Raw genomic sequence first — 12,961 nt, 5'->3', positions numbered from 1 at the left:
ATAGCCAATTGACATTGGCGTTCCTTATATCCCCGCCATTAATGACGGGGCTTTACGGAACTTGCGGCAAATTTTGGTCATATGTGATGCAGAAGCAATAAGGTGTGGAGAGTCTTTATACAGGAGAGATCCTTCATGAGATGAAAGATTGTGATCTTGATCATTTTCTTCCTTGGAGTTTTGTGGCTCATAACCAACTTTGGAATCTTATTCCTGTTGAAAAAAATATTAATCGTAGTAAAAACGATCGATTGCCTGAGTTGAGGCTATTGCCTAAGATGGCTGTAATTCAGAAACAAGCCATACACACATACGTTGATTTTGGTGGAAAGGTAAAGGCGCTTGAAGACTTTTGTGATTTGGGAATTGACACACAAACATTGCTTTCGTTAAATGATCAGGAGTTCTTAAATTTATACAACAATACCTTTGTTCCAATGTGGCAAATTGCTGTCAATATGGGTTTTGAAACTTGTCACCAAAAAGAACTAAATCTGAAGAAGGAAGTGCGATGAAAGATAGTCAATGTATTTTTTGCAACTTAGATAAAGAGCTTATTGCTGAGAATGAACTCGCTATTGCGTTTTACGATGGTTTCCCTGTGAATCCTGGACATGCGCTGATAATTCCCAAACGCCATGTTGCGAACTACTTTGATTTGAGTATGGATGAGTGCACAGCGATGCAGGCTCTATTAAAAGTGGTGCAAACCAAAGTTGAAGAACGTTTTCATCCGGATGGCTACAACATAGGTGTGAATGTTAATGCTGCTGCAGGACAATCTGTTTTTCATGTTCATATGCATCTGATTCCTCGTTTTTTGGGTGAAGTTGATAATCCAAAGGGCGGTGTGAGAGGAGTGATTCCCTCAAAGCAAAAGTACTGAATTCTTTAAAAAACTTAGTTATAAATTCTGAGTGCAATGATCTAAAAATTAAGCTTAAAAACAAAAAATCTCAGAAGCCTTTCGACTGCTGAGACATGGAATTGGTTGGGGGCTAGAGTTTAAGGAATCAATAAAATCAAGCTTTGCAGGCGATGTATTTTATTTTATCCATCATCTTATCCATCATAAATTTTTCGCTTGAATAAGATTCGTTAAAATCTTTATCACTAATTCGACTCATCGTAAATCAGTTGTGGTTAAGTATGAAAGTGTGCAAAAAGACCCTGCTGCTTGCCAGTATTGCCTTAGTCAGTCAAATTACGTTTGCCCATGGGTTGACTGAAGCGGATCTCGCCAATATTTCGCGCGCCTATGGTTATGTAACAGCCCAGGAAACAGTTCTGAAGCAGATAGATGCTAAATATCCGGCTCTGAAAAGTGAATTGTTTGATTTTGATTTGGCCTGGATATCCCGATTTCCCAATGCACAAGAATCACTGGTGACTCATTTCAAATGCTTTGGCGTAACAGAAGCGGATGTTATTAGAGAAATGAAGAGTAATGATAAAAACTCTTCTTTGTCAAAACAATTAAAGGTACAGTCCCAACCCGACGCCAAACAAAGACTGGATTACTTTAAATACCGTTTGAGTCATCCATCTAATTTTGATCGGGAAATATTTTCTACCCTTAACGACGTTTGTTTTAGTGAGCATCCAGAAAAAGAATTTTCACGAGACAAACAGACTTATTCAAGCTTAAATCATCCAAAGTCAAACGGACTTGATGTTCGTATCAGCATGCCTGCTTCATGGAAGAAATCAGAAGGTCGTCGACCACATATTGTTCAAAAGTGGACAAAAAATGATGAGTCACAGCATTTAACTACGATGCTGTTGGTAATTTCAGCTCCTGACGTTCAGCCATATTGGAACGATAAAGAATTAAAAGAAGAAATTAAAGATGGCAGGATATGGGATTTATTTGATGACTCAGGAGAATTTATACAGAAAAGAAAGCCAATTTTCAGTCGAATTGAAGGCATTCCATGTGTAATTTTAAATGCTGTAACCAAACATCAACGAGCTACTTATAGTGCGTACATGGATATGTCTTGTATGTACTTCATGTTTAAAGGAAATTTAGTGATTGTACAGTTCGCGGTTTCTGGTAAAGCAGAAAAGGAAGCGACGGCTCTTTCAGAAAAGTACATGGCATTGAGGAACTTGATTTTTAATTCGGTTTATTTACCGCAAAAATATGCTTATTGAACAAAGTCCTCTCGTTTTAAAACCGAATAGGACTATTTGCTGAAAAGCTTTCTATTGCTTTACTACGTGTTCGTGCCAATTTAAACAAAGCGGCAATAGGGCGCAGACAAATTTCTTTTTTCTAAAACAAAATCCTCTAAAACCCAAAAAAGCACAGTAATACCCATAAGCATTAAAGAGATTGGGTTGATTAAATAGCTTAATCCAAAAATATTTTTTCCAATTGGAAGAAAAATCATCCAATTGGAAAAACAAAGACTCCTCTTTTGAGATCATGAAAAGAACAAAGACGAATTAAGACTCTCGTCTTGGAATTTTTTCACATGATCAAAAGAGGCCAATTTATGTATTTTTTAAGATTGCCGACTGTTTTAAAGCATTTGGGAGTTAGCCGCAGTAGTCTCTACAAATATATTGCTGATGGTTTATTTACAAAACAAATAAAAATCGGTGGCTGCGCCGTGTGGCCAGAACATGAGGTGAAAAAGCTCTTTCGTTACTATCAGCAAGGTGAAAGTAAAGAGCAAATAAGAAAACAGGTCTCCCTACTGATGAGTTCTCGTAAGCCAAAGGCTTCGGTAAAAAAGGAGAACGCATCATGAGCAATCCTTATGAGTGGTTTTATCACAAACCAAAAATTTCTCCGGTTGTTTTAAAACTAAAAAACCTCAAGAAAATTCTTTCAGAAAAAGAGCATCAGGTGCATCTTATTTGCCCTATTTGTGGCAATGAGGATGGACGAACAACATACGAGAAGCCATCAGAATCGAATAATTGGTACGGAACTTTTCAATGTCCGAAGTGCCACAGTTCATTTGAAAAATTTTTAGCCGAACTGGGGATGAAGCGTTATCAGGCGCGTTACGCATTTCAGATTTGTATTAGTGAAGTACCGATTCATGAACTCGTGGAAGCAGCCGAGGATGTCATCTCGTCAACCAGGCGAGTTTTTTGCTGTGGGAAAACACTTTATTCGGTCGATATGAAGAGTGGAAGAATGGCCCCTCTTGAGGCTGCAGATGTGACCACCATCTTAAGTCGACAGTGTCAATGGATAAAGTACGACGCCCGTTCGAAATGCAATGTTCCGACAGATCCGCCTAAGAAAGTAGTTAGCACAATTTTAGAAAGTAGTTTTCATCCAGCTGTACCAGAGGTTTTGGCCATATGTTGTATGCCCTTTGTCCGGCAAGATGGTTCTCTGTGCATGATCCCTGGTTACGATTCAAAAACGAAAATCATTGCTTGCTTTGATCCAAAAGAATTTCAGCCATATGAATGGAGTACGAAATTAACAAAATCAGATGCCGAGCAGGCACTAAACGATTTGAAAAGACTTTTAGCCGAGTTTCCTTGCTACGAGCCTGTAGATGAATCTGCCAGTTTGGAAGGAATTTTAAAAGCTGTAAATAGAGCAGTGCTAGTGGCGGCACCAATGACCCTAGTTCAAGCCAATGCCCCTGGCTGTGGGAAAAGTACTCTATGTGGCCTTTATGCCAAATTAGTGACAAAAAATCCCGTAGCTGAAAAAACCTTGCCAACTACTGACGAAGAGATGGCCAAAACTCTTATTGCAACTCTAAGTTCATCGTCTGGCGTGATTACCTTTGACAACATCGTGGGAAACATACCTGCCTTTGCTTCACTCTGTACCTGCTTAAGTAGTTCATTCTTTGAACAAAGAAAGCTGGGAGGCTCCACGATTTTGCAAGTTTCTAGTCGAGTGTTGTTTTTGGCGAATGGCAATTTTGTACACCCTGAAGGTGATTTGTTACGAAGGGTACTTCCCTTGCAATTAGTTGCTAGAAATGCTCACCCTGAGCAGCGTTCATTTTCTAATGCCAATCTCCTGGATTTCGTTGCTGAGAACAGGGCCCGTTTAATAATGAATGCACTAAGAATTACAGCGGCATACCTTCAGTCCGGAGAAAGGATTTTATGTCCACCTCTGTCTGGGTACGAAGAATGGAGTTTAAGGTGTCGAAAACCTTTGATATGGCTTGGATTGCCGGATCCAGCAAAAAGAATATTTGAGCAACTCAATGAAGATGATCCTTTAACGGCTAATCGTTACGCTCTTTTGAAGTCATTGAGAGTTTGTTATGGCGATCAGATTTTTACTGTTAAAACAATCGTTACCGATAAGTTTGATTCAGTGCTGAATTGTTTAGGTGATCTTGGGTTTATCCAAAGAGGGGTTGTTAATAAAGGTTCTTTAGGTTGGGCTCTAAAAGACTTATCAACATTTCCAGTGAAAGATTTGAGGCTTGAAGCAGTCAAAAAGTCACATTATCGGGTATTCGAAGTGAGAGGTTGGGAATGAAAAATTCAGTGCTAACTTTGGATCAAATTAGGGAAAGTTTCACGAAGGCTTCCGATGTAGAAAAGAGATTATGGCAGTTGCTATGTAAAAGCGAACCCTACCGATCATACAAAAATGGACCGGTTGATGCCTTGATTCTGAAGATATTGAGAGAGAGGAGAGAGCTTAACTTTGAGCCTATTTTAATGGGAATTTGTCCTTTCTATATCAGAAAGGTGAATCCGCTTTCCGAATTGGCAAAGAATGCGGGAATTTTTTCGTTGTTAGGCGCGCTTTCTTGGAGTTCATCTTCAAAATCGATTGATTCTATCCCCTCAACCACAGATTCTGTTTGGTTGCAATTTTGTCGAGAATATTTAGATTTTTTGATTCTTGTATCGAAGCAATCTCCAGAAATCGCTTCCGTTTGTGCAGGAGTTGATCTTGAAACAGCCAGAAAGATCGAGAAGATAAATATCAATGAGCTAACAATAGAGATTTTTTTACGTCATTTTGAGGTGGAGTTCGGCTTTATTGGTTCTGATTACAGACAGTATGGGGACTGTAGAGATCCGGTGCAAATGGCCCTAATTGATTCCATTGATGCGATCGGATCTGGAGAGCGTAATTACAGGAAATTATTCTTGATGAAGGTATTTCAACCTAAAAAGGTTAAATATTCAGACAGAAAGATAGTTCTTAACAAAGAAGATGAATTTAACAGTTTTATTCCGCTCTGTCGTGAATCAAGAGTCAGCCCACCGGCCTTAAAGCGCTTTTTCAAATATTTGGGGTATGGAGAGCGAACAGCACTAAACCTGTCGCGCAGATTGCTTAGAAATGTCGAAAGAGCAAAAAAGCCTGGAGTTCTACCTATAAAAGAAAAACTGTGGTTATTAAATCGTGTCTGTCAGGCCGTAACAATTAGGTCTCTAGGTACTTCGTACTCTCCTAATGATCTAGTAAATGTGTTTTGTTTGGCCTGTTTAGTGGCTGTTAGAACTCTGAGTCCGAAAGACTACGAAGGTTTTGAGGGTTTTTGGTTTTCTTGGTTGGAGAAGAAAAATCAATCTTTTCTTATGACACTTGCCTCTGACAAACCTTTCACATATTGCGGAGAGAACAGTGAACTTTCCGCAAAGAATAATCTTTTGGGAGAGACACATGCCTGAACTAGACTGGGAAAAGTTAAGTGAACTTGAACAATCTGTTTCTCGTCGTCAAATTACGTTTGAAATTACGAAAGAGAAGCTCGAGAACGAAATAAAAAATTTAAATAAATCAATTGCAGCAATTCGTGAAGTGTTATTGGTTTCTGGGTTGGCTTGCACAGACGTATACCATGAAATGGCCCGGAAAAATTGTTTTTCTTCAGATGAAACTTGGTTGTTGCCACGAGTGAGAAAAGATTCCCGTTATGGGACTCCAAGTTTTTATTGGGAAAGAACGATTAGGTGTTTTAGACCTATGAATTCAAAGAAAAGGTCTAAACCAGTTCAGAGAAAGCGCACTTATGAAGCATTTGTCTGCTCTAAAAATGTTAAGAGCAAAGAAAAAATGAGGGTGATTCTTCTGTCTAAACATATTGCCATTAATAAGAGAACACTCACCGTCCCCCAAAATACCTTTGCTAAGGAGCCTGAATGGGCACGCATAGCGGCTTCATTGATAGAGCCAAAGTTGGTGTATTTACGCCGGATATCTAAAGAAGCAAGCAGTCTCAGTAAGAAGGTTTGTGCATTGTCGAAAATCGTTTCAAATAGGGGGTTTTAGTCAGTATGTTCTTTCGATTTTTGGGCAGCCTTAGACAAAAGAGAGCAAACAACATTAAGGTCACTGAAACCAATCAGTTGTTGTGTCGGAATATCCCCCAGCATTCAGATTTGTCATTGTCAAATGAAACTTATCCTCAGATATGTGGGATTCCTATTGCCCCTAGATCAGTGGATTTTTTTTGTAAGCGCTACGCAGATGAATTGCAGACATTGATACGTCAAATGCCGTTATCAGATGGTCAATTAGATGTGTTGTTAATGCCACTGATTAACCGGTTAATCTCTTACGTGAATGTGTTACCTGCTTCCGAATTCCATCACCACTCTGGCCCCGGAGGTCTTTTTCATCATTCTTTGGAATGTGCATCAAATTTGGTTTCTATGGCACAAAACCAGGTATTTGAGGGAAAAGCAAATCCAGAAAGTCGTTACCGCAGTCAACAAGCATGGATACTAGGCGCTGCTGTTTTAGGTTTGGGTCATGACATGGGGAAAATCTTTGACATGGACGTGATGTCTGGCTCTGAAAATTTATGGAATCCCTTAAAGGAGAGTTTGAATACATGGGTGAGTAGAGAAAAAATTAAGCAATTTTTTGTTATCTGGAAAAAGGATAGAGAGCACAAGAAGCATGAATTACGATCTTTGAGATTGATGTATTTAAAGCTGATTCCTCAGGCTTTTGAAAGGTATTTGGCAGAAACTAGAAAAATTGAAGTTTTTGACGCAATCGATCAGGCCATTCTATTTGGTACGGGACCATATGCAACATTGCTAAAAAAAGCAGAGGCGATATCCATCGAAGACGATTTCAAGAAAAGAAAAGCGTTAGGAGCACAGTTTACTCAGGGCTCCTCTCCTCTTCTTTTGCCATTAATCACAGCCATACAATCCTTATTGAATACAGGGCGCTGGACAGTTAATACCTCTCAGTCACCACTGTTCATGACGACTCAGGGCTTATTCTTATCCCTGAACTCTCAAACTGCTCAAGATATACATCACGCAGCTTGCCAGTTGCAAGCTTCATATGTTCCGGCCTCGATAGAGGGTTTGTGCCGAGTTTTTAATGAAGAGGGTTTGTTGGAGGTGAGTAATGGGAAAGATCTGTTTTGGACTATCCAGTTATCGAAACCATTGGGTCAATTTTGTTCACTAATCAAAATTAAAAGTTCATTTGCTGTTTTCATATTGGATTCAATTAAAGATATTAAACCTGTAGAAGTAAGTGCCTTTGGTTTTGACAAGAAAGATCCTAACGAAGATGAAACCAAACCACAAAATCTGAAAGACCGTCTTATCGCTCCTAAATCCAATTTTGATTTATCTGAGCTTAGAGCAACAAAGTCGCCAAGCAAGATTTCATTAGATACCGAAGAGGACATTGTTTTAATAAATAAACGCGAGTTCTGCGAAGTATTGGACACTCCTTTAGCAATTGATGAAGTAAAAAAGCTAATGAAAAGATGCGTGCTGACTATCCAATCACAATTAAAAGAAGGAGGCGGGTTTTTCATAGAGAACTTGAGTATTTCTGAAGGAGGATGCCGAACTTGCAGTTCATTGGAGGTAGAGCGTTTTTTAAGAAATCATCAAATTGGAGAAAAAGTACAAGAAATCATGTTTCGTCTATATCGAGACATTTCTTACGTTGAATTTGATCAAGCCCATCATCGCTTAGTTTTAAAGGCTGAAGAACATGAAAAATCAAAATGAATTAAGTTTGAATTTAGGCGCCAATTTTCAAGGTCTCCAGGCCATTTTGTGTTTTTTAGGATTTGCAGGGTATTGGATAAGCGCGCTGGTTTTAACACAAATTGCGGCTCCTTTATTAGTGATGGGGGCGGCATTGCTAACGATTGGTCTTTTTAAAACAAAAAGTGCTTTTCACAAGCTGCGATTTGAATCTAAATTGATTGGAAATTACCGACGCTGGTTCACTTTAGATGAGTTGGTTGCTTTAAAGAAGTATCAGGCATGGGGCAATTCTCGATTAATAGGCTGGGGTTTTATTTGGGATAAAGCACATTGCCAGAACGTGGCAGATTTCTTCAAGGATTCATGGAGAAAGAAGTACCGTCAAAGTCTTGCGAATGCAAAGAAAGTTTCTTTTATTCGGGATCATTTAAAAATGGTTATTACGAAACCTTCTGAAGTTTGGCAGGTATTTAAGGTAATAGATCAGCAAGTGGCCTCAGAACCGGGCTATCGTTGGATACATGCATTAGGAGACGAGAAAGTTCAATGTATTTCAGGTAAGGACTTAGAGGGCCACATGGCAGTGTTTGGAACGACAGGAGCAGGGAAGTCAAGGTTTCTAGAGTTGCAGATTGTACAAGCCATATTGGAAGGGAAAACTGTAATTGTTCTTGATCCTAAGGGGGATCAAGCATTAGTTCAATCCATGAAATCTGCCTGTGATAAAGCTAGAAGAGACAATGATTTCCTTTATTTCCATCTTGCTCATCCAGATAAGTCAATCAATATTAATTTGCTGGCTAATTATTCTCGTGAAGATGAAGTAGCTTCAAGAATTGTTGATACTTTGCCTGGTCAGGGAGGAGATGGCCAAGTCTTTATAGACATGGGTAGAGGAGCATTAAGAACTATTTGTGACGGAATAAAGATTCTGGGTAAAAAGCCAACATTTCTGCTCTTACACCATTATTTTGCAAACCGGCAGGAGTTAGCCCTGAAAGTTTTAGAAACGGTTTTGCCGCAAAGTGATAAGAAATTCCAAGAGAAATATTCTTTTTCAGAAACTAAAACAACTCTAAAAAGGCTAACGGATTTAATCAACCTCTATCGTTCTAAAGGCATTCCTTCGCCGGAGTTGGATGGAATTATTGCTTTAGCCGAAAGGGATGAAGAATCGTTTCAGAAAACGACCCAAAGCACATGGCTTTTATTGAGTACGTTGACGCGAGGAGATTTAGGTAAAAAATTATCGCCTATTGATGATGAATCTCAGGGAAATTTGATTTTCTATGACACAAGAAAAATTATTGATAAGCATTCTGTCTTGTACGTTGGATTAGATGCGCTAACAGATTCCGGCATGGCTAAAACAATAGGCTCAATGGTGTTGTCGGATCTGGCAGCTACAGCTGGTGCACGTTATGACTTTGAAACTTCATCTTCTTCAGTAGCGCTTTTTGTTGATGAAGCTGCAGAACTTAGTTGTGAACCTTTTACTCAAATGCTTAACAAATCTAGAGGAGCAAAATTTTCGATTTGTTTGGCATCACAAACAATTTCAGATTTTGTGGCCAAAGCTAAGGATAAGGCAGAGGCATCCAGAATTCTCGCCAATTTAAACAACTTTGTTGCCTTGAGATGTAACGATGTGGAGACGCAGAAGTTCCTAACGGAACGAATCCCCAAAACGAGAATTCAGATAACAACTAAGTCACATGGTGTTTCTACATCTTCCAAATTAGTGGCTCACGGTGCTTCTATCAGTGAACGAATAACAGAGGAAGAAACCGATTTGGTAGCAAGTTCTTTACTGGGGACATTACCGAATTGTGAATTTTTTGGGATTTTTGCCGGAGGGCATGTCATTAAAGGACGAGTGCCTATTTTGGTTAAAAACAAAGCGCAGTTTAGGGAGAATGCATAATGAAAAGAAATCAAAACTCGCCAACAGAAATTTCTGCGACCATCACCTTGATAACATCCCTTGGAGTGTCAATTTCGATACTTTGGGGACTCATCTTCGTGTCACCAGAATCTGCTTACCAAATAATGAAGAATGAATTGGATAGCATGCTTCTATACCCTAAGTGGCCAGCTGAATTAGCAGGACAGATTTATAGTTATTTAAATGTTGATAAGTGGGCTCAACTTTGGCTCGATAGCAGTAGCGTAAGTGGAGTAAGAAATCCAATAGAAACAATAATGATAAATTGGATGGCGCAAAGGTTTGAGGTATGGCGTTTTGTACTTTATGCCTTTTTGTCAAGGCTTAGTTATGCCTTCTACTGGCTAATTATCTTTTCTCCTGCAGCCCTGATTTCGTTGTGTTGCGGCTATTTTCAACGTGAGATGCAAAAAGGACAATTCTTTTTTACTTCTCCCTTCCGGATGGGATTATGTACGTTATCTTTTAAGTTTTGTCTTTGCACATTATTGATGGCGCTTTGTCTGCCACTTCCCGTGGATATGTGGATATTTGCGCTTTTAACCGGTCTAATGTCGCTTTCTAGTGGTTTGTTTGTTAAGCATTTACAAAAAGAACTCTAAAATTTTAGCCGGGACTGGAACTTTCTTTTGTCCTCACATAGGAGGTTAGAAAGTTCCAGATTGTTTGTGTGGAAATGATTTGACGATCAATTTTTAGGCTTAGGTGCCCAGGGATCCATCCCCATTATATCTTCAAAATATTCGACGGCTTTATCAAGATCGAATTCTTTCTCTTCTTTATCAGCCTCGCAAAATGGACTCAAGTTTGGGGTCATCATCAGTTTGTCGTTTGGGGCCATATGCTCTTTAATTCGATTTTCAATTTCACCAACACGACGCACTCGTTCACGAATTTCTTCCCGTGTCGCAATTCTCAAGGGACGGTGCTCTTCAGGGTGAAGTTTTCGATTCACTTCGAATTCTCTTTCAAAGAGCAAATGAATGTCTTGTTCTGATAACAATAGTCCTTCGATGAGGGCATATATGACCTTGATAATTTCGGCTTGTTCTTCAAGAGTTTTTTTATGCCAGTTTTTCCAAAAAGGCCTTAAAAGACTTTTCTTTTGACGGTTGAATCCATGGAAAGTTGTCCAGATGAAATCAGGAGGACAAGTGGGGATCCTCCACCTTGAATCTGGAGCTTCAAAAATATCTTTAGATGAAAGCAGTAATTTACGCCATATGTATTCACGATAGACTGCAGCCGGCCAATCTGAGCGTGTGTAGCTGAACGGTAAATGGAAATTAAGATTACTCAATGAAGGTTTGGCAGCGTAAAAGTATTGATCTAATTGTTTAAGGATATGTTTAAAAGAATAATCCTCTTGACACAACAGCCCTAATGCACGGGCAACTTCACGTGCTTTTTCAAGAAGAAACTCGTCACTATCATGAATACATACACAATAGGGTAATCTGGTTTCAGCACGCTTTAGTTCATAGTACCGTTGTTCAACGTTTTCATTCTCCCAATCATCCCAAAGATCATCAAGGTTATTTTCTCTGTTTTTTTCTATCTGAGAATTTCGTTCGTCTTCAGTGAGAATCGAAAAGTCCGGTTTGGATTGGGAAAGGTCAATTCTTTCAACTGGTCTTCCGTACTCGTCGATAAAACCCAAGGATTTAAGGAGATGTTGCTTCCAGCGATATTCCTGAGGAGAGCACGAACCATCAGGACATTCCTCAAATTCTCCTTCTTTCCTCCAAATTTCAAAAAAATTATGATGTCCACGAAAGGTTTTATTAAGTAGATCCAGATTCTCTTTAACATTCTCCGGATGGTAAATCTTCATGTTATAGCCCGTAAGAGTATCGAGAATTTTTTCATGGAAATTTTTTCTGTCTTCTTCAGTGAGCTCTTTCTCTGAAACTCGGACTTCAGCTCGTTTAATCTGAAAATAATGCTGCTCAAGGTTTTCGTAATCCCATTCAATCCACAAGTCGTCTAATACGTTTTTCGGTTTTTCCATGGTGAAATTCCTTGATTTTTAGTCAATACAAAATGACTAGTCTTTGAGAATCTGATCTATGAATTAGCAACGCTTTTATTTACAGAGAATTTTAATGGCATTGCCAAAAAGCATGTGCGTGCGGGCTATTTGGGGCCATTGTTGAGGGCGATAGTTTAAGAAATTACCGCTAAATCACAAGTAATTTAGAATACATAAAGTTATGTAACTAACTCTTCTCTTAATGCCATGAAAAAGTTCCTTCTCTCTGCAGCGCTAGCAACTTCTATTCTCTTGACTGGTTGTGCTTCTGTTGACTATATGCAGTACAGCAACTCTGACCAAGTTATGATTGGCCAGGGAGGGGCTTTTACCACAAGTGACGGAATAGAAATTTGGAAAAATGGTGCCCCTCAAAAGCCATTCAGAATTCTAGGAATTATTAACTCTTCCATCACTGAGGGAGTGGGAGCCCAGACTATGCTTGAAAGCGCTGTAGTCAGTAAAGCCAAGAAGGAGGGAGCTGATGCGGTCATTGTTATAGACGCGCAATATCAACCAGGAAGTGGAGCCTACTCTGGTCCGTCCTATTGGCAACCGTCAACTTCTAGTAATGCTGGTACAGCTTTTTGGGATGGAGCTAATTCAGGATCCGCAATGGCTTCAAGTTGGTTGTCCATGGCAAGTGCTTATGGCGAAATCAGTATTAAGTTTTACGCGATTAAGTACGTTACGGAGTAGTCATGATTAAGCGAATCAGTTTGTTGGTAGCAGTCCTTCTAGCAGGAATGGCGATGGCAGCTTCTGCTGGACATCTTCGCTCAGATGGTTTCGGAGGATATTACGATAGCGATGGAGGTCACTACCGTTCAGACGGTTTTGGAGGCTTCTATGATCCTGATGGTAATCATGTGCGCTCAGATGGTTTTGGCGGTTACTACGATCAACGTGGTAACCATACGAGAAGTGACGGCTTTGGTGGCTACTACCATCACGACGGCGGACACACGAGATCCGATGGGTTCGGTGGTTACTATACGCCTGAGAATCGTCACGTACGCCCAGATGGTTTTGGAGGTTATTTTTACTGATAA

The 12,961-nt window shown here is 39.6% G+C and carries 13 protein-coding genes; 12 read left to right on the top strand and 1 reads right to left on the bottom strand.

Features of this window, described 5'->3' with window-relative positions:
• Positions 1-104 precede the first annotated feature (104 nt).
• The 10 genes from M3080_RS07980 (at position 105) to M3080_RS07935 (ending at position 10,479) form a co-directional block, all read left to right on the top strand.
• Positions 105-515 carry an HNH endonuclease domain-containing protein gene (locus M3080_RS07980; RefSeq protein WP_249092634.1) on the top strand — a complete coding sequence of 137 codons (411 nt, stop codon included), beginning with the start codon at positions 105-107 and terminating at the stop codon, positions 513-515.
• On the top strand, positions 512-886 hold the full coding sequence (locus M3080_RS07975) for an HIT family protein (RefSeq protein ID WP_249092633.1): 375 nt from the start codon (positions 512-514) through the stop codon (positions 884-886). The genes M3080_RS07980 and M3080_RS07975 overlap by 4 nt, the downstream gene beginning before the upstream one ends.
• 263 nt (positions 887-1,149) lie before the next feature.
• Positions 1,150-2,157 carry a hypothetical protein gene (locus tag M3080_RS07970; RefSeq protein ID WP_249092632.1) on the top strand — a complete coding sequence of 336 codons (1,008 nt, stop codon included), beginning with the start codon at positions 1,150-1,152 and terminating at the stop codon, positions 2,155-2,157.
• A gap of 323 nt (positions 2,158-2,480) precedes the next feature.
• Positions 2,481-2,759, top strand: coding sequence for a helix-turn-helix transcriptional regulator (locus tag M3080_RS07965; RefSeq protein WP_249092631.1), 279 nt, complete (start codon positions 2,481-2,483; stop codon positions 2,757-2,759).
• Positions 2,756-4,480: a hypothetical protein gene (locus M3080_RS07960; RefSeq protein ID WP_249092630.1), complete on the top strand. Its 1,725-nt coding sequence runs from the start codon at positions 2,756-2,758 to the stop codon at positions 4,478-4,480. Before M3080_RS07965 ends, M3080_RS07960 begins: the two co-directional genes overlap by 4 nt.
• A complete protein-coding gene (locus M3080_RS07955) occupies positions 4,477-5,631 on the top strand; it encodes a hypothetical protein (RefSeq protein ID WP_249092629.1) in 1,155 nt (384 codons plus the stop codon). The genes M3080_RS07960 and M3080_RS07955 overlap by 4 nt, the downstream gene beginning before the upstream one ends.
• Positions 5,624-6,232 (top strand): hypothetical protein, encoded by a 609-nt coding sequence (locus M3080_RS07950; protein WP_249092628.1) that lies wholly within the window; start codon positions 5,624-5,626, stop codon positions 6,230-6,232. The genes M3080_RS07955 and M3080_RS07950 overlap by 8 nt, the downstream gene beginning before the upstream one ends.
• A 5-nt stretch (positions 6,233-6,237) precedes the next feature.
• The gene (mobH, locus tag M3080_RS07945; RefSeq protein ID WP_283162574.1) at positions 6,238-7,950 is read left to right on the top strand and encodes a MobH family relaxase; all 1,713 of its coding nucleotides are present in this window, start codon (positions 6,238-6,240) and stop codon (positions 7,948-7,950) included.
• Positions 7,934-9,856, top strand: coding sequence for a conjugative transfer system coupling protein TraD (gene traD / locus M3080_RS07940; RefSeq protein WP_249092626.1), 1,923 nt, complete (start codon positions 7,934-7,936; stop codon positions 9,854-9,856). The genes mobH and traD overlap by 17 nt, the downstream gene beginning before the upstream one ends.
• On the top strand, positions 9,856-10,479 hold the full coding sequence (locus M3080_RS07935) for an IncC plasmid conjugative DNA transfer DtrJ family protein (protein ID WP_249092625.1): 624 nt from the start codon (positions 9,856-9,858) through the stop codon (positions 10,477-10,479). The genes traD and M3080_RS07935 overlap by 1 nt, the downstream gene beginning before the upstream one ends.
• An 86-nt stretch (positions 10,480-10,565) precedes the next feature.
• Here M3080_RS07935 and M3080_RS07930 read toward each other — a convergent pair whose 3' ends face one another.
• Positions 10,566-11,888 carry a hypothetical protein gene (locus M3080_RS07930; protein ID WP_249092624.1) on the bottom strand — a complete coding sequence of 441 codons (1,323 nt, stop codon included), beginning with the start codon at positions 11,886-11,888 and terminating at the stop codon, positions 10,566-10,568.
• Between the two features lie 228 nt (positions 11,889-12,116).
• Between M3080_RS07930 and M3080_RS07925 the strand changes: the two genes are divergently transcribed.
• Together M3080_RS07925 and M3080_RS07920 are read left to right on the top strand one after the other, a co-directional pair.
• Positions 12,117-12,608, top strand: a complete 492-nt coding sequence (locus tag M3080_RS07925) for a YgdI/YgdR family lipoprotein (protein ID WP_249092623.1) — start codon at positions 12,117-12,119, stop codon at positions 12,606-12,608.
• 2 nt (positions 12,609-12,610) lie between these two features.
• On the top strand, positions 12,611-12,958 hold the full coding sequence (locus M3080_RS07920; RefSeq protein WP_249092622.1) for a hypothetical protein: 348 nt from the start codon (positions 12,611-12,613) through the stop codon (positions 12,956-12,958).
• Positions 12,959-12,961 lie beyond the last annotated feature (3 nt).

The sequence above is a fragment of the Parasutterella secunda genome (genome assembly GCF_023336895.1).
GTDB classification, from domain to species: Bacteria; Pseudomonadota; Gammaproteobacteria; order Burkholderiales; family Burkholderiaceae_F; genus Aphodousia; species Aphodousia faecalis.
Note: the sequence above shows the minus strand (reverse complement) of the source record. Positions and strands in the feature narration are given on the sequence as shown.

Coding starts and splice junctions, on each gene's coding strand:
- M3080_RS07955 (WP_249092629.1), top strand. CDS start 4,477: ATGAAAAATTCAGTGCTAACTTTGGATCAAATTAGGGAAAGTTTCACG.
- M3080_RS07935 (WP_249092625.1), top strand. CDS start 9,856: ATGAAAAGAAATCAAAACTCGCCAACAGAAATTTCTGCGACCATCACC.
- mobH (WP_283162574.1), top strand. CDS start 6,238: ATGTTCTTTCGATTTTTGGGCAGCCTTAGACAAAAGAGAGCAAACAAC.
- M3080_RS07960 (WP_249092630.1), top strand. CDS start 2,756: ATGAGCAATCCTTATGAGTGGTTTTATCACAAACCAAAAATTTCTCCG.
- traD (WP_249092626.1), top strand. CDS start 7,934: ATGAAAAATCAAAATGAATTAAGTTTGAATTTAGGCGCCAATTTTCAA.
- M3080_RS07965 (WP_249092631.1), top strand. CDS start 2,481: ATGATCAAAAGAGGCCAATTTATGTATTTTTTAAGATTGCCGACTGTT.
- M3080_RS07925 (WP_249092623.1), top strand. CDS start 12,117: ATGAAAAAGTTCCTTCTCTCTGCAGCGCTAGCAACTTCTATTCTCTTG.
- M3080_RS07950 (WP_249092628.1), top strand. CDS start 5,624: ATGCCTGAACTAGACTGGGAAAAGTTAAGTGAACTTGAACAATCTGTT.
- M3080_RS07920 (WP_249092622.1), top strand. CDS start 12,611: ATGATTAAGCGAATCAGTTTGTTGGTAGCAGTCCTTCTAGCAGGAATG.
- M3080_RS07975 (WP_249092633.1), top strand. CDS start 512: ATGAAAGATAGTCAATGTATTTTTTGCAACTTAGATAAAGAGCTTATT.
- M3080_RS07970 (WP_249092632.1), top strand. CDS start 1,150: ATGAAAGTGTGCAAAAAGACCCTGCTGCTTGCCAGTATTGCCTTAGTC.
- M3080_RS07930 (WP_249092624.1), bottom strand. CDS start 11,888: ATGGAAAAACCGAAAAACGTATTAGACGACTTGTGGATTGAATGGGAT.